The sequence below is a fragment of the Streptomyces sp. NPDC001204 genome, assembly GCF_053598035.1.
On record NZ_JBSFJL010000005.1, the window covers coordinates 261,253 to 282,952 of the forward strand.

Annotated in this window: 11 protein-coding genes; 9 read left to right on the forward strand and 2 right to left on the reverse strand. The window is 68.5% G+C overall.

From position 1 onward, the window contains the following. Nucleotides 1-235: 235 nt before the first annotated feature. Nucleotides 236-1,765: a helix-turn-helix domain-containing protein gene (locus tag ACWC91_RS09945; protein ID WP_225075778.1), complete on the reverse strand. Its 1,530-nt coding sequence runs from the start codon at nucleotides 1,763-1,765 to the stop codon at nucleotides 236-238. Between the two features lie 547 nt (nucleotides 1,766-2,312). Between ACWC91_RS09945 and acnA the strand changes: the two genes are divergently transcribed. Then, nucleotides 2,313-5,030, forward strand: a complete 2,718-nt coding sequence (acnA, locus tag ACWC91_RS09950) for an aconitate hydratase AcnA (protein ID WP_376499366.1) — start codon at nucleotides 2,313-2,315, stop codon at nucleotides 5,028-5,030. Between the two features lie 455 nt (nucleotides 5,031-5,485). After that, entirely contained in the window at nucleotides 5,486-8,770 is a 3,285-nt protein-coding gene (locus ACWC91_RS09955; RefSeq protein WP_450640861.1) for a GH92 family glycosyl hydrolase, read from the forward strand. An 80-nt stretch (nucleotides 8,771-8,850) separates the two neighbouring features. Here the strand turns inward: ACWC91_RS09955 and ACWC91_RS09960 are convergent, their stop codons facing one another. Further along, entirely contained in the window at nucleotides 8,851-12,654 is a 3,804-nt protein-coding gene (locus ACWC91_RS09960; protein WP_450640863.1) for a GH92 family glycosyl hydrolase, read from the reverse strand. A 457-nt stretch (nucleotides 12,655-13,111) separates the two neighbouring features. On the opposite strand from ACWC91_RS09960, the gene ngcE reads away from it, so the two are divergent. The 7 genes from ngcE (at nucleotide 13,112) to ACWC91_RS09995 (ending at nucleotide 21,525) form a co-directional block, all read left to right on the forward strand. Further along, nucleotides 13,112-14,560, forward strand: a complete 1,449-nt coding sequence (ngcE, locus tag ACWC91_RS09965) for an N-acetylglucosamine/diacetylchitobiose ABC transporter substrate-binding protein (RefSeq protein ID WP_225075774.1) — start codon at nucleotides 13,112-13,114, stop codon at nucleotides 14,558-14,560. A 55-nt stretch (nucleotides 14,561-14,615) separates the two neighbouring features. Further along, nucleotides 14,616-15,542 carry a carbohydrate ABC transporter permease gene (locus ACWC91_RS09970; RefSeq protein WP_141357336.1) on the forward strand — a complete coding sequence of 309 codons (927 nt, stop codon included), beginning with the start codon at nucleotides 14,616-14,618 and terminating at the stop codon, nucleotides 15,540-15,542. Between the two features lie 2 nt (nucleotides 15,543-15,544). Continuing rightward, nucleotides 15,545-16,468, forward strand: coding sequence for a carbohydrate ABC transporter permease (locus ACWC91_RS09975; RefSeq protein WP_225075773.1), 924 nt, complete (start codon nucleotides 15,545-15,547; stop codon nucleotides 16,466-16,468). A 338-nt stretch (nucleotides 16,469-16,806) separates the two neighbouring features. After that, complete coding sequence (locus ACWC91_RS09980; RefSeq protein WP_141357332.1) at nucleotides 16,807-18,006, forward strand: ROK family transcriptional regulator; 1,200 nt, start codon at nucleotides 16,807-16,809, stop codon at nucleotides 18,004-18,006. 134 nt (nucleotides 18,007-18,140) lie between these two features. Beyond that, nucleotides 18,141-19,241 carry a substrate-binding domain-containing protein gene (locus tag ACWC91_RS09985; RefSeq protein ID WP_225075772.1) on the forward strand — a complete coding sequence of 367 codons (1,101 nt, stop codon included), beginning with the start codon at nucleotides 18,141-18,143 and terminating at the stop codon, nucleotides 19,239-19,241. A 206-nt stretch (nucleotides 19,242-19,447) separates the two neighbouring features. Beyond that, nucleotides 19,448-20,239 (forward strand): ATP-binding cassette domain-containing protein, encoded by a 792-nt coding sequence (locus tag ACWC91_RS09990; protein ID WP_225075771.1) that lies wholly within the window; start codon nucleotides 19,448-19,450, stop codon nucleotides 20,237-20,239. After that, entirely contained in the window at nucleotides 20,236-21,525 is a 1,290-nt protein-coding gene (locus tag ACWC91_RS09995; protein WP_225075770.1) for a sugar ABC transporter permease, read from the forward strand. The genes ACWC91_RS09990 and ACWC91_RS09995 overlap by 4 nt, the downstream gene beginning before the upstream one ends. Nucleotides 21,526-21,700 lie beyond the last annotated feature (175 nt).

Consider the following 21,700-nt stretch of genomic DNA (forward strand, 5'->3'; position numbering starts at 1 on the left):
TCTGGCCGCCCGCACGCGGGACAGCGAGCCGAGAAACATGTCCTGACCTGGTCTTTTCCGTGAATCGCTCAGGCTGATATCTCTCCAATGACTCATCATGTCGAGTACGCAGGGACAGGAAGCCTTCGGTCTCTGCCGAAAGTCCCAGAAAAGTCCCAGAGGCGCCGCCACCGCCCCTCCCGCCTCGCATTCACGCAGGTCAGCACGGGTGTGACGGCGCTTTTTCTGAAGAGCCTCAGATGTCCCGGAAGGTCTCGATCTGCGCCCCGATGGAGTTCAGCCGCTCGGCCAGGTCCTCGTAGCCGCGGTTGATGACGTACACGTTGCGCAGTACCGACGTGCCCTCCGCGGCCATCATGGCCAGGAGGACGACCACGGCGGGGCGCAGGGCCGGCGGGCACATCATCTCGGCGGCGCGCCAGCGGGTGGGGCCCTCGACCAGGACCCGGTGAGGGTCGAGGAGTTGCAGGCGGCCGCCGAGGCGGTTGAGGTCGGTCAGGTAGATCGCGCGGTTGTCGTAGACCCAGTCGTGGATCAGCGTCTTGCCCTGCGCGGAGGCCGCGATCGCCGCGAAGAACGGGACGTTGTCGATGTTCAGGCCCGGGAACGGCATCGGGTGGATCTTGTCGATCGGCGCCTCCAGCTTGGAGGGCCGGACGGTGAGGTCCACCAGCCGGGTGCGGCCGTTGTCGGCGAAGTACTCGGGCGTGCGGTCGTGGTCGAGGCCCATCTCCTCCAGGACCGCCAGCTCGATCTCCAGGAACTCGATCGGCACCCGGCGCACCGTCAGCTCCGACTCGGTGACGACGGCGGCGGCCACCAGGCTCATCGCCTCCACCGGGTCCTCGGAGGGGGAGTAGTCGACGTCGACGTCGATGTTCGGCACGCCGTGCACGGTGAGCGTGGTGGTGCCGATGCCCTCGACCCTGACGCCGAGCACTTCCAGGAAGAAGCACAGGTCCTGGACCATGTAGTTGGAGGAGGCGTTGCGGATGACGGTCACGCCGTTGTGGCGGGCCGCGGCCAGCAGCGCGTTCTCGGTCACGGTGTCGCCGCGCTCGGTCAGCACGATCGGGCGGTCCGGGCGGACGGCGTGGTCCACCACCGCGTGGTACTGGCCCTCGGTGGCGGTGATGTCGAGACCGAACCGGCGCAGCGCGATCATGTGCGGCTCGATGGTCCGCGTGCCGAGGTCGCAACCGCCCGCGTAGGGCAGCTTGAAGTGGTCCATCCAGTGCAGCAGCGGCCCGAGGAACATGATGATGGACCGCGTACGGCGGGCGGCCTCGGCGTCGATGGCGTCCAGATCGAGGTCGGCCGGCGGCACGATCTCCAGGTCGGTGCCGTCGTTGATCCAGCGGGTGCGCACGCCGATGGAGTTCAGCACCTCCAGCAGGCGGTACACCTCCTCGATCCTGGCCACCCGGCGCAGCACCGTGCGCCCCTTGTTGAGCAGCGAGGCACACAGCAGCGCCACGCACGCGTTCTTGCTCGTCTTCACGTCGATCGCGCCGGAGAGCCGGCGGCCGCCCACCACTCGCAGGTGCATGGGACCCGCGTAGCCCAGCGAGACGATCTCGCTGTCCAGGGCTTCACCGATGCGGGCGATCATCTCAAGACTGATGTTCTGGTTGCCGCGCTCGACGCGATTGACGGCGCTCTGACTGGTGCCTAGCGCCTCGGCCAGCTGTGCCTGCGTCCAGCCCCGGTGCTGCCGAGCGTCACGGATGAGCTTGCCGATGCGTACGAGGTAGTCGTCTGCCATGGGGTTGAGGTTATCTCAGATATGAGATGGCGCCTCTTGGGGGGTCCGTTCGGGTGATGAGTCGTCAGTGAGCCCTGGGCCAAAGGGTTCAGTGCTGCCCGAAAGGTCTGGATGTTCCGGGCATTCCTGGCGTTTCCGGGTGTATTCGTCGGTGTTCCGTGGCGGTGTGCGGCGGTTGCCGTGGCGTGCGGGGCAGGTGCCTCGTGCCGCATCGCCGCTTCGGTCGCGGAGGGCGCGCCGGTCCCTTTTGCGTGTCCAGGTGTCGATTTCTGCCGCCGGGTGGCGTACCCACTCTCGGGGATCGGGTGTCCGTCGGCCAGTCCCGGACCCGGTCCGGGTGTCCGTCGGCCGGTCCCGGACCCGAGTCCGCGCATGACCATTCGGCCCCCATGTATTAGAGTTATCTCGACATCGAGATATCTGCCGGGGTGCACCACAGTCGCCACTCGGTAAGGCTCACCTAACTTAGCCTTACCTTACTGGATCGGTCGAGATGCCGTGGCGGCAGGATCGTGGTGGTAGGCGCACATGAATGAAGGAGACTGTCGTGTCGGCGAACAGCTTCGACGCCCGCAGCACGCTGCACGTGGGCGACGAGTCGTACGAGATCTTCCGGCTTGACAAGGTCGAGGGCTCGGCCCGACTGCCTTACAGCCTGAAGGTGCTGCTGGAGAACCTGCTCCGCACCGAGGACGGCGCGAACATCACCGCCGACCACATCCGTGCCCTCGGCAGCTGGGACTCCCAGGCCAAGCCGTCGCAGGAGATCCAGTTCACGCCGGCCCGCGTGATCATGCAGGACTTCACCGGCGTGCCCTGTGTCGTGGACCTCGCCACCATGCGCGAGGCCGTCAAGGAGCTCGGCGGTGACCCGGCGAAGATCAACCCGCTGGCCCCGGCCGAGCTGGTCATCGACCACTCCGTCATCGCCGACAAGTTCGGCACCAACGACGCCTTCAAGCAGAACGTCGAGCTCGAGTACGGCCGCAACAAGGAGCGCTACCAGTTCCTGCGCTGGGGCCAGACCGCCTTCGACGAGTTCAAGGTCGTCCCGCCGGGCACCGGCATCGTCCACCAGGTGAACATCGAGCACCTGGCCCGTGTCGTGATGGTCCGCGACGGCAAGGCCTACCCCGACACCCTCGTCGGCACCGACTCGCACACCACCATGGTCAACGGCCTCGGCGTCCTCGGCTGGGGCGTCGGCGGCATCGAGGCCGAGGCCGCCATGCTCGGCCAGCCGGTCTCCATGCTCATCCCGCGGGTCGTCGGCTTCAAGCTCACCGGCGAGCTGCCCACCGGCACCACCGCCACCGACCTGGTGCTGACCATCACCGAGATGCTGCGCAAGCACGGCGTGGTCGGCAAGTTCGTCGAGTTCTACGGCGAGGGCGTGGCCGCGACGAGCCTGGCCAACCGCGCCACCATCGGCAACATGTCGCCGGAGTTCGGCTCCACCGCCGCGATCTTCCCGATCGACGACGAGACCATCAACTACATGCGCCTGACCGGCCGCCCCGAGCAGCAGCTCGCGCTCGTCGAGGCGTACGCCAAGCAGCAGGGCCTCTGGCTGGACCCGAACGCCGAGCCGGACTACTCCGAGAAGCTCGAGCTGGACCTGTCCACCGTCGTGCCCTCCATCGCCGGACCCAAGCGTCCGCAGGACCGCATCGTCCTGGCCAACGCCGCCGAGCAGTTCAAGCAGGACGTCCGCAACTACGTCGACAGCGTCGACGAGGCGGGCGTGGAGTCCTTCCCGGCCTCCGACGCCCCGGCCGTCCACCCCAACGGCACCCCGACCAACCCGGTCCAGGTCACCGCCCCCGACGGCACCACCTACGAGCTGGACCACGGCGCGGTCACCGTCGCGGCCATCACCTCCTGCACCAACACCTCCAACCCGTACGTCATGGTCGCCGCCGCGCTGGTGGCCAAGAAGGCGGTGGAGAAGGGCCTGACCCGCAAGCCCTGGGTCAAGACCACGCTGGCGCCGGGCTCCAAGGTCGTCATGGACTACTACGACAAGGCCGGCCTGACCCCGTACCTGGACAAGCTGGGCTTCAACCTCGTCGGCTACGGCTGCACCACCTGCATCGGCAACTCCGGCCCGCTGCCGGAGGAGGTCTCCAAGGCCGTCAACGAGCACGACCTCGCGGTCACCTCGGTCCTCTCCGGCAACCGCAACTTCGAGGGCCGGATCAACCCCGACGTCAAGATGAACTACCTGGCGTCCCCGCCGCTGGTCGTCGCCTACGCCATCGCCGGCTCCATGAAGGTGGACATCACCCGGGACGCCCTCGGTGTCGACCAGGACGGCAACCCGGTCCACCTGAAGGACATCTGGCCGAGCGAGACCGAGGTCAACGACGTCGTGGCCAACGCCATCGGCGAGGACATGTTCTCCAAGTCCTACTCCGACGTGTTCGCCGGCGACGCCCAGTGGCAGTCGCTGCCGATCCCGACCGGCAACACCTTCGAGTGGGACACCGAGTCCACCTACGTCCGCAAGCCCCCGTACTTCGAGGGCATGGGCATGGAGCCGGCCCCGGTCGAGGACATCGCCGGCGCCCGGGTGCTCGCCAAGCTGGGCGACTCGGTCACCACCGACCACATCTCCCCGGCCGGTGCCATCAAGGCCGACACCCCGGCGGGCCAGTACCTCACCGAGCACGGTGTGGAGCGTCGCGACTTCAACTCCTACGGTTCCCGCCGCGGCAACCACGAGGTGATGATCCGGGGCACGTTCGCCAACATCCGCCTGCGCAACCAGATCGCGCCGGGCACCGAGGGCGGCTACACGCGTGACTTCACGCAGGACGGCGACCCGGTCTCCTTCATCTACGACGCCTCGCGCAACTACATCGAGCAGGGCATCCCGCTGGTCGTCCTGGCCGGCAAGGAGTACGGCTCCGGCTCGTCCCGCGACTGGGCCGCGAAGGGCACCGCGCTGCTCGGCGTCAAGGCCGTCATCGCCGAGTCCTACGAGCGCATCCACCGCTCGAACCTCATCGGCATGGGCGTCCTGCCGCTCCAGTTCCCGGAGGGCCGTTCGGCCGAGTCCCTCGGCCTGACCGGCGAGGAGACCTTCTCCATCACCGGTGTCACCGAGCTCAACGACGGCCGCACGCCGAGCACGATGAAGGTCACCACCGACAGCGGTGTCGAGTTCGACGCGGTCGTCCGCATCGACACCCCCGGTGAGGCGGACTACTACCGCAACGGCGGCATCATGCAGTACGTCCTGCGCAACCTGATCGGCAAGTAACCGATCCTGTAGGGCAGTTGGGCCGCACCCCCGGTAACGGGGGTGCGGCCCTCGCTCTTTCGCACCAGACGTTTACAGGCGCCCCCGTCCGCGCTAGCTTTCACCGGCAGTGAGGTGGGAGCGCTCCCATGACGGCGGACCGGAACCTGCCGTCCCGGTCGCTCCCACCTCGCCCACCCCGTTGGGCAACGCCGTGCGCGGGTGGAGCCGGCTTGTGGCGACACCGCGGTGCGACAACGTTGTCGTAATTGGTCTGTACATGACTGTACTGCCTCTGCCGACAACGATGTCAACAAGGATGCCGATGCCCGTGCCCAGGACTCCGCCCGCGTGAGCGCGGCGCGCGCCTGCGCACCCGTACGCGGTCTTCCGTGATACCACCGGCGCACGCTACTGTCCCTGAGGCTTGTGCGACCTGTGGTGCGCGACCCGCCTGAAGGAGGAGGGGCCGCGTCATGCGTTTCCGTCCCATGTCCCTGCTGCTGGCCGCGGTGCTCGCGGCCTGCGGCGCCAGTCCCGCCCTCGCGGCGCCCGCCGCACCCCCGAGATCCGGTCCCGCCCTGGTCGAGGACGCCACCGCGTACGTCGATCCGCTGATCGGCACCAGGAACGGGGGCAACGTCTTCCCGGGCGCCGTCGTCCCGTTCGGCATGCTCTCCTTCAGCCCGGAGAACACCCGCGGCGATGCGACGAGGACTGCCGCGCCCGGTGGCTACCAGTACGACGCGACCCGCATCCGAGGCTTCAGCCTCACCCATATGTCCGGCACGGGCTGCGCGGGCGGCAGCGGCGACATCCCGTTCTTCCCGTACGCCGGGAAGGTCACCTCCTCACCCGCGAGCGACACCAAGGACGCCGTCTACGCCTCCGACTTCAGCCACTCCGACGAGACCGCCGAGCCCGGCCACTACTCGGTGGGCCTCGCCTCCGGAGTCACCGCCGACCTCACGGCCACCATCCGCACCGGTTCGGCGCGTTTCACCTACCCCGCGGACAAGCCCGCCTCCCTTCTGGTCCGCACCGCCAACTCCGAGGTGGGCTCGACCGATTCGTCGCTCACCATCGACCCGGTGAAGCGGACCGTCTCCGGCTCCGTCACCTCCGGGAACTTCTGCGGCTACCTCGACCCGGAGGGCCGGCGCGCCTACTACACCCTGTACTTCACCGCCCGCTTCGACCGCCCCTTCAAGGCGACGGGCACCTGGCAGGACGACAAGCTGAACCAGGGCGCGACCTCGGCGACCGGCGGCACGGGCGGCTTCGCGAGCGGCGGCAGGCCCGTGGCGGGCAAGGGAACCGGCGGCTACGTCGAGTTCGCGCCCGGCACCGGCCCGGTCGGCGTCAAGGTCGGCATCTCCTACGTCAGTCAGGCCGGGGCCGAGGCCAACCTGGCCGCGGAGAACCCGCCCCAGCGCTCCTTCGGCTCGGTCGAGGGCGCGGCCCGCCGCGCCTGGAACGACCGGCTGGGCGCGATCCGCGTCGGCGGCGGCACCGAGGAGGAGCGCACGACCTTCTACACCGCGCTCTACCACGCCCTGCTCCACCCGAACGTCATCAGCGACGCCGACCGCAGATACCGCGGCGCCGACGACAAGGTGCACACCGTGGGCCGCGGCCACCAGGCCCAGTACGGCACCTTCTCCGGCTGGGACGTCTACCGCGACCAGGTGCAGCTGCTGACCCTGCTCAGCCCGGCCACCGGTTCGGACGTGGCCCAGTCCCTGTACGAGCTGGCCCGTCAGAACGACGGTGTCTGGGACCGGTGGCTGCACGGCGCGAGCGGTACCCACGTCATGAACGGCGACCCCTCGCCGACCGCCCTCGCCGGCATCCATGCCTTCGGCGGCACCGGCTTCGACCTGAAGGGGGCCCTCGCCTCCCTGGTGAAGGCGGCGACGGTGCCGACCGAGCGGGACCTGTCCCCGGCGGGCAAGCCGGTCCTGGCGGCCGGCCAGCGGCCCTCCCTGGACAAGTACCTGAAGCTGCACTACATGCCGTCCGTCTCCAACGCCTGGGGCGGCGCCGCCGAGACGCTGGAGATGTCCACGGCCGACTTCGCGCTGGCCCAACTCGCCGAAGCGGCGGGGCAGAAGAAGACCGCCGCCACCTTCACCGAGCGCGCCCAGTGGTGGCAGAACAACTTCAACGTCGCGGCCGAACCCTCCGGCGGCTACATCGCCAACCGCAAGGCCGACGGCAGTTGGGTGACCGGCTTCACCCCGGACACCGGCAACGGATTCGTCGAGGGCACCGCTGCCCAGTACACCTGGATGGTCCAGCACAACCCGGCAGGCCTGTTCGCGGCGATGGGCGGCAGGGAGACGGCGCTGGCCCGTCTGGACGACTTCTTCCACGACGCGGACGGCGGCTGGGCGTTCACCGGCAGCGGAGGCGCCAAGTCCGAACTCGACAACGAGCCCTCGATCAACGTCCCCTACCTGTACGCCTACGCGGGCGCGTCCTACAAGACGCAGGAGACCGTCCGCGCGGCCATGCGGCAGCTGTGGACGACGCAGCCGGGCGGCATCCCCGGCAACGACGACCTCGGCGCGATGTCCGCCTGGTACGTCTTCTCCGCGCTCGGCATGTATCCGCAGGTGCCCTCCCGCGCCGAACTCGTCCTGTCCTCCCCGCTGTTCGAGCGGATCGAGATCCGCCGCCCGCACGGCAACGACATCTCCGTGCGCGCCACGGGAGCGGCGGCCGGATCCCCGTACGTCCGGTCCCTGACGGTGAACGGCCGGGCGAGCGACCGCCCCTGGCTGCCGGCGAGCTTCGTCCGTGACGGCGGCCGGCTCGACTACACCCTCTCGGCCACCCCGGACCGCACCTGGGGCAGCGCCCCGTCCGCCGCCCCGCCCTCCTTCCGCCAGGGCGAGCAGCCGTACCAGATCGGTGTGGGCCCGACCGCGGCGACGCTCGCGCCCGGCGGCAGCACGACGCTCGGCGTCCGGGCCCTGTCACTGAACGGCGGCCAGGGCCCCGAGGTGCGCTTCAGTGTCCGCACCCCGTCCGGCATCACGGCGACCCCCGCCGAGGGCACGGTGACCGACGGCGTTCGGCAGATCACGCTCACCGCCGCCCCGGACGCCGAACAGGGCTTCTACGACGCGAAGGTCACGGTCACCTCCGGCAGCCAGTCCTACGAGCAGCCGGTGTCCCTGACGGTGGCGGCCCCGGGCAGCCTGCTGGCCGCGTACGACAACACCGGCGTCTCGGACGACGACGGCGACCACGACGAGGCCGACTACGACGGCGGCGGCTGGAGCTACTCCCGCCAGGCCCTCGCGGCGGCCGGCCTCACCCCGGGCGGGCAGGGCACGGTGAACGGCCTCACCTTCACCTGGCCGAACTCGCCGAGCGGGCGCCCCGACAACGCCTCGGCGGCCGGCCAGAGCATCGAACTGGCCGAGCCGGCGGCCCGGTTGTCCTTCGTCGGCAGCGCGGTCAACGGCAACCAGCAGACGAAGGCCACCGTCACCTACACCGACGGCACCACGGGCACCGTCGACCTCTCCTTCACCGACTGGACCGTCGGAGGAGGCGGCGGCACCGTCCAGTTCGGCAACTCGGTGGTGGCCAAGACCGCGTACCGCAATGTCGCGGGCGCGGACAAGGACGCGGTGACCACCTACGTCTTCGCCACCGCGCCGTACGAGGCCCCGGCGGGCAAGCGGATCAGCGGTGTGCGGCTGCCCGGCAACGCCGACCTGCACGTCTTCACCGTCGCCACCGGCTGACCGGACCTCCGGTCCTCCGGACGGCACGAAGGGGCGGGCCCGGCGGGCCCGCCCCTTCCTCATGCCGGACGCTCAGCGGCTCAGGCCAGCAGCTCCACCTCCGCGAGCGTCGAGGCGCCGTCCAGGACCAGGCGGTACCTCTGGTAGGTGCCCGGTGCGGCGATCGTGAAGGGGCGGGTCTGCTTGTCCCAGGCGAAGGACTCGCCCGAGCGCCGGTCCACCGTCTTCCAGGTCGTGCCGTCCGTGGACGCCTGGAGCGTCCAGCCCGTCGGAGCCTTGGCGCGGTCGCCGGACGAGGTCAGGGTGTACTGGACGGCCTTGACGGGGCCCGTCACCGGCAGGTCCACCGTCGTCACGGCGGCCTCCGTCGACGAGGTGTCGTCGAACAGCGCCCCGTCGCCCTTCAGCACGTCCGCCCGGGGGCTCGGCGCCTTGTCGCCGGTCGTGATCGACGCCGGCGCCGCGTCCTTGCCCGTGCCCCACGAGGAGGGCCGCGGACCCATGTCGAACTGGAGGACACCGCCCTTGGACAGCAGGGAGTGGGGCAGGCTCGTCGAGTTCCACGCCTTGCCGTTGAACCGGACGCCCTGCACGTACACGTTCTTCGCGCTGTTCTTCGGGGCCTGGATCACCAGATCGCGGCCGCCGTCCAGATGCACCGTCGCCTTGGTGAACAGCGGGGAGCCGATGGCGTACTCGCCGCTGCCCATGACCAGCGGGTAGAAGCCGAGCGAGGAGAACAGGTACCAGGCCGACTGCTCGCCGTTGTCCTCGTCGCCGTGGTAGCCCTGGCCGATCTCGCTGCCGACGTACAGCCGGGAGAGCGCCTCACGGACGTTCGCCTGCGCCTTCCACGGCTGCCCCGCCGCGTCGTACATGTAGATCACGTGGTGGGCGACCTGGTTGGAGTGGCCGTACTGCCCCATCCGCACGTCCCGCGCCTCGGTCATCTCGTGGATGACGCCGCCGTAGGACCCGACGAACTCCGGGCCGGCCGTCTCGGGAGTGGCGAAGTAGGTGTCCAGCTTGTCCGCCAGGCCCTTCTGCCCGCCGTACAGGTTCGCCAGGCCGCGACTGTCCTGCGGGGCGGTGAAGGCGTAGCCCCAGCCGTTGGTCTCCGTGTAGTCGTAGCCCCACACGCGCGGGTCGTACTTCGAGGCGTCGAGGCGCCAGTCGCCCCGGGCGTTGCGGCCCTGGAAGAAGCCGACCCGGGAGTCGAACAGGTTCACGTAGTCCTGGGCCCGGTTGAGGAAGTAGTCGGCCTCCTCCTTGTAGTGCTTCTCACCCGTCTTCTTGTAGAGGGCCTCGCCCATCTTCGCGATGCCGTAGTCGTTGACGTAGCCCTCCATCGCCCAGGACAGGCCCTCGCCGGTGGCCGTGCTGGTGTAGCCGAGGAAGGGCGAGGTGGTCATGCCCTTGCGGCCCACGCCCGAGGACGGCGGCACCACGGTGGCGTTCTTCAGGGCCGCGTCGTAGGCCGCCTTCGCGTCCATCGGCACGCCCTTGACGTACGCGTCCGCGAAGGCCACGTCCGAGGAGGTGCCGGTCATCAGGTCGGCGTAGCCGGGGGAGGACCAGCGGGAGGTCCAGCCGCCGTCCTTGTACTGCTGCACGAAGCCGTCGACCATCTCACCGGCCTGACCGGGTGTCAGCAGCGAGTACGCCGGCCAGGTGGTCCGGTAGGTGTCCCAGAAGCCGTTGTTGACGTACACCTTGCCGTCGACGATCTTCGCGCCGGTGTGGGTCGGCGTGTCCTGGCCGGGCATCGGCGAGAACGGGGAGGCGTACTGGTACTTCCCGCCGACCTTCTCGAAGCCGGAGTTCGGGTACAGGTACAGCCGGTACATGCTGGAGTAGAGCGTGGTCAGCTGGTCGGGCGTGGCGCCCTGGACCTCGACCTTGCCGAGCAGCTTGTCCCAGGTCCGCTGGGCGGACGCCTTGACGGTGTCGAAGGAGGTGCCGTCCGGGACCTCCTGGCGGAGGTTGTCCTTCGCCTGGTCGAGGCTGATGAGGGAGGTGGCGAGGCGCAGGGTGACCGTGCGGTCCTTGCCCGCGTCGAAGCGCAGGTGGCCCTTGACGCCGCTCGACGAGCCGTCCTTCACGGGCTTGTCGAAGACGCCGTAGACGAACAGCCGGGTGGCGCCGGTGGACAGCCCGGACTTGACGTCCGAGTAGCCGGTGACGACTCCGTGCTCCTTGTCCAGGGTGAGGCCGGCCTGCTCGGTGACGTTGTCGAACACCACGCTCGCGTCGTCGCCCGGGTAGGTGAAGCGCAGGACGGCCGCGTGGTCGGTCGGCGTCATCTCCGCCTTGAGGCCGTTCTCGAAGCGCACCCCGTAGTAGTACGGCCGCGCGGTCTCGTTCTCGTGCCGGAAGGCGAGCGCGCGGGCGGTGCGTCCGGTGTCCGGGGTGCCCGCGGCGGCGGACGGCATCACCTGGAAGGTCTGCCGGTCGCCCATCCAGGGGCTCGGCTCATGGCTCGCGCTGAACGCCTGGATCGTCGGCAGGTTGTCGTCGTTGTTCGCGCGCGCGTACTCGTACAGCCAGCTCAGCGAGGACGCGTTGGTCACCGGCGTCCAGAAGTTGAAGCCGTGCGGCAGGGCGGTCGCGGGGAAGTTGTTGCCGCGCGAGAAGCTGCCGCTGGAGTTGGTGCCGCGGGTGGTCAGCGCGTAGTCCGACAGGTGCGCCTTCGGCTTCTCCTGCGGCGTCTGCTTGATCACCACGTCGTCCAGCCAGCCGCGGAACTTCGCGGGGCCGGTGGGGGAGTCGTAGGCGAGGAGGACCCGGTCGATGGTCTTGCCCGCCGCGACCGAGCCGATCCGGGAGGCCACGCTGTTCCACTGGTTGACGTACAGCGTCTTCGCCGCGCCCTGGCCCTGCGGGCTCAGCGTGAAGCCGTGCTGGTCGGTCGCGCCCAGCCCGCTCAGGTAGGTGCCGTCGGTGAAGGCGAGGTCGACGGCGACGTTGGTGGCGTCGTAGTCGCGGTCGCCGTCGGCCATCGACGGGTAGAGGCGGTACGACAGCTGCGTGTCGGGCAGCACCTTGACATTGACGTCGAAGACCTTGTTGTACGAGTACGCCCGGCCCTTCGCGGTGTGCCGGCCCGCGTACCGCAGGGTCCGCTTGCCCGTGTAGCCGGCGCCCGACTTCGCGGTCGGGGAGCCGCTCGGGCCGCGGTCGACCAGCGAGAGCATGTCCTGCGGGACCGGCGCGTCGTCGCCGCCGGTGGAGAACTGCACATCGGCGAGCTGGAGTATGTCCGAGGCGCCGTTGTTCTTGGTGACGTCGAGCCGGAAGTGCTGGTACTCGGCCGGTTCAGCCAGGTCGTAGGTCCTGGTCTGGAACCGCTCGGAGAAGTTCTCCCCGGTGCGGGTGTCGAGGGTTTTCCAGTCCTTGCCGTCGGTGGAGCCCTTCAGGGTCCAGTCCTTCGGGTCGCGCCCGTCGAAGTCGTTCGCGGAGGTGAGGGCGTACCGGACGATCTTCTGCGGTTTGTCGAAGTCGAACTCGACCCAGCCGGTGGGCTGGAACGTCAGCCACTTGGTGCCGGACTCGCCGTCGACGAGGTTCTCCTTCACCTCCCCGCCGCCCGTGTTCTCCCCGCTGGCCCGGACCTCGGTGATGTGGTCGTCCACATTGCCGGGGATGCCGGTGCTGTAGCCGCCGTCCACGCCCGAGGCGCGCTTGCCGCCGCCGGGGGCGGTGTCGACCGTGTTCAGCCAGTCCGGCGCCGGATCGCCGGCCTCGAACGAGGAGCTGAACTCCCGTTCGGCGGCCGGGGGCTTGCCGGGCAGGGCGACCGCGGCCCCCTGCGAGCCGGCTGCCGTGACGAAGGCGGCCGTGATGACGACCGCCGGACCCCATCTGTGCCGTACTCTGCGCTGCATGCGCGGCGTCCCTCCCTGCGTTCGGACAACGTTGTCAGCTCTTTACGCAAGGACCAGTAGGGAGCCAAGTGACCAGTGATGTCAAGGGTGTTGGGTGTGGCATTCGGACGCAAAGGCATGGATATCTCCGTCAACGGAAGCCCACAGACGGCTCATATTCTGCGTGAGGTCTCAACTCGGAAAAGACCCGCGGTGAACCTTGCTCTCGATCTTGCTCCGTTGACGGGAAGTGGACTATACCTGTCGGCGTCCGCGCGACCGTGAGAACGGCCGGAAGCGGACCCGGGGGAGTCGGAAAGGGTGGTGCACGTGGGAGACGCGTCCGCCTCCTTGTCTTCCGTCCGATCCCGGTAGATGACGCACTAAGTACTTCCTGCACGACCCAGCTTGACCCGACCGCGGTGCCGGGGAGGATCCGGTTCACCGCCTGAGTCCTGGAGAAGGCGAGGACTTGAGCATGGGATCCACTTCCGCCGAGCACCACGGAGGCGTCGGCCGCCGGGCTCTGATCAAGCGGTCCGCCGCACTCGGTCTCATCAGCGTTCCCGCGATGGGCTTCCTGTCCGCCTGCGCCAGTGGTGGTGGCGGTGACGGCCAGGAGAAGGCCAAGGCGGGCAAGAAGACCGAGAAGAACCCGCTCGGTGTCAACGACACCGCGCAGATGGAATTCGTCCTGTTCGACGGCGGTTTCGGCAAGGAGTACGCCGAGGACGCCGTGAAGATCTACCAGAAGGACTTCCCCAAGGCGAAGACCAAGTTCGCCGCCACGCAGAAGATCCAGTCGACGCTCCAGCCGCGCTTCAACCAGGGCAACCCGCCGGACCTCATCGACAACTCCGGCGCGGAGCAAATGGACATGGGCGTCCTCGTGGGCAAGAGCCAGCTCGCGGACCTCACCCCGCTGCTGGACGCCGCGTCCTACGACGACCCGAGCAAGAAGGTCCGCGACACCCTGCGCCCGGGCATCGTGGAGATGGGCCAGTTCGACGGCCAGCCGGTCTGGATCCTGTACTACGCCTACACGGTCTACGGCGTGTGGTACTCGCAGAAGGCCCTGGACTCGCTGGACGAGAAGTACCCGGAGACCTGGGACGAGATGCTCAAGGTCTGCGAGAAGGCCAAGAAGAAGGGCATGGCCGGCTGGACCTACGCCGGCAAGTACCCCTACTACCTGCCCTTCTCGCTCTACCCGATGATCGGCAAGGTCGGCGGCCGCGAGGTCCTGGACGCCATCGACAACCTCGAGCCCAACGCCTGGAAGCACCCGGCGGTCAAGGCCTGCTTCGAGGCCTACTACGAGCTCTTCCAGAAGGGCTACATCCTCAAGGGCACCCCGGGCCTGGACCACATCCAGTCGCAGACCGCCTGGGCCAAGGGCAAGGCGCTGTTCATCCCGAACGGCTCCTGGGTGGAGAACGAGTCCGCCAACGTCATCCCGGCCGACTTCAACCTGGCCGTCTCCGCGCCCACCGGCATCGACAGCTCCGACAACATGCCGTTCGGCACCATCTGGGCCTCCGGCGGCGAGCCGTTCATCGTCCCGGCCAAGGCCAGGAACCCCGAGGGCGGCATGGAGCAGCTGCGCATCATGCTCAGCGAGGCCTCCTCGAAGAACTTCACCTCCAAGGTGAAGTCGCTCACCGCGTACAACGGCGGTACGGACGGCATTCCGCTCACCCCCGGACTGAAGTCCGGAGTCGCGGCGCTGGACAAGGCCGGCTCCAACGTGGTGAACCCGCGGCTCCAGGACTGGTACGTGCAGCTCCAGAAGGAGAAGATCGGTGTGTCGGGCATCGGCGAGATGATGGCCGGCCGCCTCACCCCGGCCGAGGCCATCAAGAAGATCCAGGGCTTCGCCGACGAGGCCGCCAAGGACCAGTCGATCAAGCACTACAAGCACCAGTAGTCCTGAGGATCCGTCACCAGCGGTACCACCCGCCCAGAGATCGGGGTCGGCAGCAATGCAGCACGGCAAGTACCGGTTCATCGTGGGGTTCCTCGCGGTTCCCCTCGGGCTGTACGCGCTTTTCGTCATCTGGCCGTTCATCCAGTCCATCTACTACTCGTTCACGGACTGGACCGGTCTGAGCCCCGATTTCCAGATGGTCGGCTTCGACAACTACCAGAGGATGCTCCACGACGACATCTTCTGGAAGTCGTTGCAGCACAGCCTGCTGTTCGCTCTGGTGCTACCGCTGGTGACGATCGGTCTGGCGCTGTTCTTCTCCTTCATGATCAATGTGGGCGGGCGGCGCCGCCGGGGCGGACCGGCGATCTCCGGCGTCCGCGGCTCCTCGTTCTACAAGATCGTCTACTTCTTCCCGCAGGTACTGTCGATCGCCATCGTGGCCCTGCTGTTCGCGTTCGCTTACAACCCGGACAGCGGCGCGATCAACTCCGTGCTGCGCGGGATCGGGCTCGGCAGCGTCCAGCCGCTGTGGCTGGGCGACCCGGGCCTCGCGCTGTGGTGCGTGATGGGCGTGCTGGTCTGGTCCACGGTCGGCTTCTTCGTGGTCCTGTTCTCGGCCGGTATGGCCTCCATCCCGGCGGACCTGTACGAGGCCGCGCTGCTGGACGGCGCCAGCCGGTTCACCACCTTCTTCCGGATCACCCTGCCGCTGCTGTGGGACACCGTGCAGTCCGGCTGGGTGTACATGGGCATCCTCGCCCTCGGGGCGGAGTCGTTCGCGGTCGTACAGATCATGACGACCGGGCCGGGCGGCCCCGACTACTCGACCACCGTCATGGTCCTGTACGTGTACCAGAAGGCGTTCCGTGACGGTCAGGCCGCCTACGCCACCACGATCGGCGTCGCCCTGCTCATCGTCACGCTGGCCTTCGCGGCCGTCGTGATGCGGCTGGGCCGGCGCGAGCGGCTGGAGTTCTGACGATGAAAACGACCGAGTCCCCCGCCCCCGTTCCGGCCGAGTCCGGTGTCGGCCCCGCCACGGCCGGCGTACCGGCCGAAAAGCCGGGCGGACGGAAGAAGGACGGCTCCGTCCTCAACGTCTTCTCGCACGGCATTCTGATCATCTGGGCGATCATGGTGGTCATGCCGCTGGTCTGGGCGGTGATGACGTCCTTCAAGGACGACAACTCCATCTTCAGCTCGCCCTGGGCGCTGCCCGACAAACTCCACTTCGACAACTGGGCGCGGGCCTGGACCGATGCCAATATGAGCGAATACTTCCTCAACACCATTCTGGTGGTGGGCGGTTCGCTCGTCGGCACCCTGGTTCTCGGTTCGATGGCGGCGTATGTGCTGGCCCGTTTCGACTTTCCGGGCAACCGCTTCATCTACTACCTCTTCATCGGCGGCATGAGTTTTCCGATCATGCTGGCCCTGGTCCCGCTGTTCTACGTCGTGAACAACATGGGACTGCTGAACACCATTCACGGCCTGATCCTGGTCTACATCGCCTATTCACTGCCGTTCACGGTGTTCTTCCTGACCGCGTTCTTCCGGACCCTGCCGAGTTCGGTGGCGGAGGCGGCCTTCGTGGACGGGGCCTCGCACACCCGGACGTTCTTCCAGATCATGCTGCCGATGGCCAAGCCCGGCCTGATCAGCGTGGGGATCTTCAACTTCCTGGGGCAGTGGAACCAGTACATGCTGCCGACGGTGCTCAACACCGACCCGGACAAGCACGTGCTCACCCAGGGCCTGGTGCAGCTGGCCGTGAGCCAGGGCTACAAGGGCGACTGGTCCGGTCTCTTCGCCGGACTAGTGATGGCGATGCTGCCGGTGCTCGCCGCGTACATCGTCTTCCAGCGCCAGGTGGTGCAGGGGCTCACCGCGGGCGCCCTGAAGTAGCTCCCGGCGCCCCGGCGCCCCGCACGCGCCGCCCCGTGCCTCCTGCCGCCCTCCGCGCGTCGCCGTCCGGCGTTCCGGTGCCGAGACCCGTCCCGTGCGGGCGGCGCCCGGCGCCCCGCAGCCCGTGTACGCCGCTCTCGCCGCCCCCTCCGGGGCGTGCCGGGGCGGCGCACGCATGTCCGCACACGCGTGCGTGACACGGCTCCATCAGCCTGTCCATGGACCCGGATACCGTTCAACCTCTTGACGGGAGGGGACCCGAACAGCTCAGCTTAGAGTTCACTAGTTGGACATTGGACGGGGCCTCGCCGAAGCGGCCCCGCGCGCAGGAGGTCGTCGTGGAGACTCCAGGGTCGCAGTCGTCGCTGCACCGAGCCAACCTGGAGCGGGTCGTACGTGCCGTGCGCCTTGCCGGATCACTCACGCAGGCGGAGATCGCGCGGACCACGGGCCTGTCCGCGGCGACGGTCTCCAATATCGTGCGCGAACTCAAGGACGGTGGAACGGTCCAGGTCACGCCCACTTCCGCGGGCGGGCGCCGGGCCCGCAGCGTGTCCCTGAGCGGGGACGCCGGCATCGTGATCGGCGTCGATTTCGGGCATACGCACCTGCGGGTCGCCATAGGGAACCTCGCCCACCAGGTGCTGGCCGAGGAGTCCGAGCCGCTGGACGTCGACGCCTCCTCCACGCAGGGCTTCGACCGGGCGGAAGAGCTGGTCAACCGGCTGATCGCGGCCACGGGCGTCGACCGTTCCAAGATCGCCGGCGTGGGTGTCGGCGTACCCGGCCCGATCGACGTCGAGTCCGGCACGCTGGGCTCCACGGCCATCCTGCCGGGCTGGACGGGCGTCAAGCCCGCCGAGGAGCTGCGGGGGCGCCTCGGCGTGCCGGTGCACGTGGACAACGACGCCAATCTGGGCGCTCTGGGCGAGCTGGTCTGGGGCAGCGGCCGGGGCGTGCGCGACCTGGCCTACATCAAGATCGCCAGCGGGGTCGGCGCGGGCCTGGTGATCAGCGGCAGGATCTACCGCGGCCCCGGCGGCACGGCGGGTGAGATCGGGCACATCACGCTCGACGAGTCGGGCCCGGTCTGCCGCTGCGGGAACCGCGGTTGCCTGGAGACCTTCACCGCCGCCGGGTACGTGCTCCCGCTGCTCCGGCCCAGCCACGGCACCGACCTGACCATGGAGGGCGTCGTACGGCTGGCGCGGGACGGCGACCCGGGCTGCCGCCGGGTGATCGCCGACGTCGGCCGTCACATCGGCAGCGGAGTCGCCAATCTCTGCAATCTGCTCAACCCCAGCCGGGTGGTGCTCGGCGGCGACCTCGCCGAGGCCGGTGAGCTGGTGCTGGGCCCGATCAGGGAGTCGGTCGGGCGGTACGCCATCCCCAGTGCCGCGCGTCAACTCTCCGTGCTTCCCGGGGCACTCGGGGGCCGCGCCGAGGTCCTCGGGGCGCTCGCCCTGGCGCTCAGCGAGATGGGCGATTCGACACTTTTGGACGGCACGTTGCACGCGGCCACCCCTGCCTTCACTTAGAGAACGGATGGCACCGTTGCCATCTCGTTAAGGATTTACTTCTTGACGTCGCACGCGCGGCCGAGTTGACTTCCAGCCACCTCGGCCGCAACGACGCGGCCTCGTCAGGGAGGTTTGAAGAAGTGAACACGCGTATGCGTCGTGCGGCTTTCGCCGTTGCTGCTGGTGCCATGGCCGTCTCGCTCGCCGCCTGTGGCAGCGCCAAGGAGTCCGGTGGCGACTCCTCCAAGTCGGCCGGCAGCGAGAAGAAGGGCGACGCCATCAAGGTCGGCCTGCTGCTGCCGGAGAACCAGACCGCTCGTTACGAGAAGTTCGACCGCCCGCTGATCGAGAAGAAGGTCGCGGAGCTGACGAACAACAAGGGCAAGGTCGTCTACGCCAACGCCAAGCAGGACGCCACCCTGCAGAGCCAGCAGGTCGAGACGATGATCACCAACAAGGTGGACGTGCTGATCGTCGACGCCGTGGACGCCGCCGCCATCAAGAACTCGGTGCAGAAGGCCAAGGACGCCGGCATCCCGGTCGTCGCCTACGACCGCCTGGCCCAGGGCCCGATCGACGCCTACACCTCGTTCGACAACGTGACCGTCGGCAAGACCCAGGGCGAGGCGCTGCTCAAGGCGCTGGGCGACAAGGCCAAGTCCGGCAAGATCGTCATGATGAACGGTTCCTCCACCGACCCGAACGCCAAGCAGTTCAAGGACGGCGCCCACTCGGTCCTCGACGGCAAGGTGAACATCGGCAAGGAGTACGACACCAAGGAGTGGAAGCCGGAGAACGCCAACTCCAACATGGAGGGCGCCATCTCCTCCATCGGCAAGAAGAACATCGTCGGCGTCTACTCCGCCAACGACGGCATGGCCGGCGGCATCATCACCGCCCTGAAGGCCGCCGGCATCTCCGTCCCGGTCACCGGCCAGGACGCCGAACTCGCGGGTGTGCAGCGCATCGTCTCCGGTGAGCAGTACATGAGCGTCTACAAGCCGTACGCCCCCGAGGCCGACGCCGCCGCCGAGATGGCCGTCGCCCTGGCCCAGGGCAAGTCCCTGGACTCGATCGCCAAGGACAAGGTCGACAGCCCCACCACCAAGGGCGTCCCCTCGGTCCTGGTCGAGGTCACCTCGCTGACCAAGGACAACATCCAGGACACCGTCGTCAAGGACGGCGTCTACACCGTTGCCGAGATCTGCACCGCCCAGTACAAGGCGGCCTGCGACAAGATCGGTCTGAAGTAACCGGACCGGTCCGCGGCAACGCGAATCAAGCGCCTCCAGGGTCAGGGGAGTTCGGGGAGTTCACCCCCCGAACCCCCTGACGGGACGCGCCCCAGGCTCCGCCGGCGCCCCGCGTATCCAAAGCCCCGCAAGCTCGTGCGGGGCGCCGGACGGAACAACCCCCCAAACTTCTGCACAACCTCCCGCCGGGTCAGGCGGCGAAGGAGATGGTTCACTTGTCCGCTACGCCCGTGCTGGCGTTGCGCGGGGTCTCCAAGCGGTTCGGTGCCGTCCAGGCGCTCACCGACGTAGAGCTTGAGGTCCACGCCGGTGAGGTGGTCGCCCTGGTGGGCGACAACGGCGCCGGAAAGTCCACGCTGGTCAAGACGATCGCCGGCGTGCACCCCATCGATGAGGGCCGCATCGAGTGGGACGGCCGCCCGGTCCAGATCAACAAGCCGCACGACGCCCAGAACCTCGGCATCGCGACGGTCTATCAGGACCTCGCGCTGTGCGACAACATCGACGTCGTCGGCAACCTCTACCTGGGCCGGGAGATCCGCCGCCGCGGTGTCCTGGACGAGGTCGAGATGGAGCGCCGCTCCCGCGAACTGCTGGACACGCTGTCGATCCGCATCCCCAGCGTCCGTATCCCGATCGCCTCGCTCTCCGGCGGCCAGCGCCAGGTCGTGGCCATCGCCCGTTCCATGCTCGGCGAGCCCAAGCTGGTCATCCTCGACGAGCCCACCGCCGCCCTCGGCGTGGAGCAGACCGCGCAGGTCCTCGACCTGGTCGAGCGGCTGCGCGAGCGCGGTCACGCGGTGATCCTCATCAGCCACAACATGGCCGACGTCAAAGCGGTCGCGGACAAGGTGGCCGTTCTGCGCCTGGGCCGCAACAACGGTGTCTTCGAGGTCAAGTCGACCTCCCAGGAAGAGATCATCTCCGCCATCACCGGCGCCACGGACAACGCCGTCACCCGCCGTGCGGCGCGCACCAATGGGGAGATCAAGAAGTGAGCATCGACAAGACCTCCACGCCCCCCGAGGGCAGCGCGCTGGAGAACACCGAGGCGGCGGCAGGCGCGGCGACCGTCGTGGACCCCCGGCTGCTGGTGCGCGAACAGGGCTTCGCGGGCTATGTCACCGAGTTCAAGCGCAAGATGAAGGCCGGTGACCTGGGCTCCGTCCCGGTCGTCATCGGTCTGCTGGTCATCTGGATCATCTTCCAGAGCCTGAACTCCAACTTCCTGACCGCGGGCAACCTCTCCGACATCTCCGTCGCCATGGTCGGCACGGGCATGATCGCCGTCGGTATCGTGTTCGTCCTGCTGCTGGGCGAGATCGACCTGTCGGTCGGCTCGGTCTCCGGTGTCGCCGGCGCCACCTTCGCGGTGCTGAACATCACCCACGGGATGAACGAGGTGCTGGCCCTGGTGCTGGCCATCCTCACCGGTACCGCGGCCGGGGCCCTGCACGGCTTCTTCTTCGCGCGCATCGGCGTCCCCGCCTTCGCCGTGACGCTGGCCGGACTGCTGTTCTGGCAGGGCTTCATGCTCCAGATCCTCGGCAGCAACGGCACCATCAACCTCGACGACGGCATCGTCACCAAGCTCACCAGCTACTACTTCACCGACGTCGCCGCCGCCTACGGGCTCGCCGTCGTGGCCGTCGGCGGGTACTTCCTGACCGCGTACCTGGGCAACCGCCGCCGCGAGGCTGCCGGGATCCCGTCCCGGCCGCTCAGCGACATCGTGGTGCGCACCGTGCTGCTGGCCGTCGTCTCCTTCGCCGTGGCGGTCATGTACAACCAGTACAAGGGCCTGCCCCTCGCCGTGGTGATCTTCCTCGCCGTGCTGGTGATCACCGACTTCGTGCTCCGCCGCACCGCGTACGGCCGCAAGGTCTTCGCGCTCGGCGGCAGCGTCGAGGCCTCCCGCCGGGCCGGCATCAACGTGGAACTGGTCCGGATCTCGGTCTTCGCGATCGCCGGCACCTTCGCCGCGATCGGCGGTCTCTTCGTCGCCTCGAAGATCGCCTCCGCCAACCAGGGCGCGGGCACCGGCGAGTTCCTGATGAACGTCATCGCCGCGGCCGTGATCGGCGGCACGTCCCTCTTCGGCGGCCGCGGCCGCACCTGGAACGCGCTCCTCGGTGTGCTGGTCATCGTCTCGATCCAGTACGGCCTCGCCCTGGAGGGCATCGCGTCCCCGGTCCAGTACATGATCACCGGTGGCGTGCTGCTGGCGACGGTCGTCATCGACGCCGTGACCCGCAAGACGCAGAAGTCGGCGGGGCGCGCGTAAGCCTCGTCCGCTCCAGAGCTGTGCCCGGCACCCATGGTGGTGCTGGGCACAGTCGTGTCATGGCGGGCGCGACACCGGTACCGCCGTTCGCGTGACGTACGACCCCCGGCCCGGACACCGGGCGCTCGGGCGGAACATTAGACTCGACGAGCCCGGCAACAGCTCGATCAGCTCT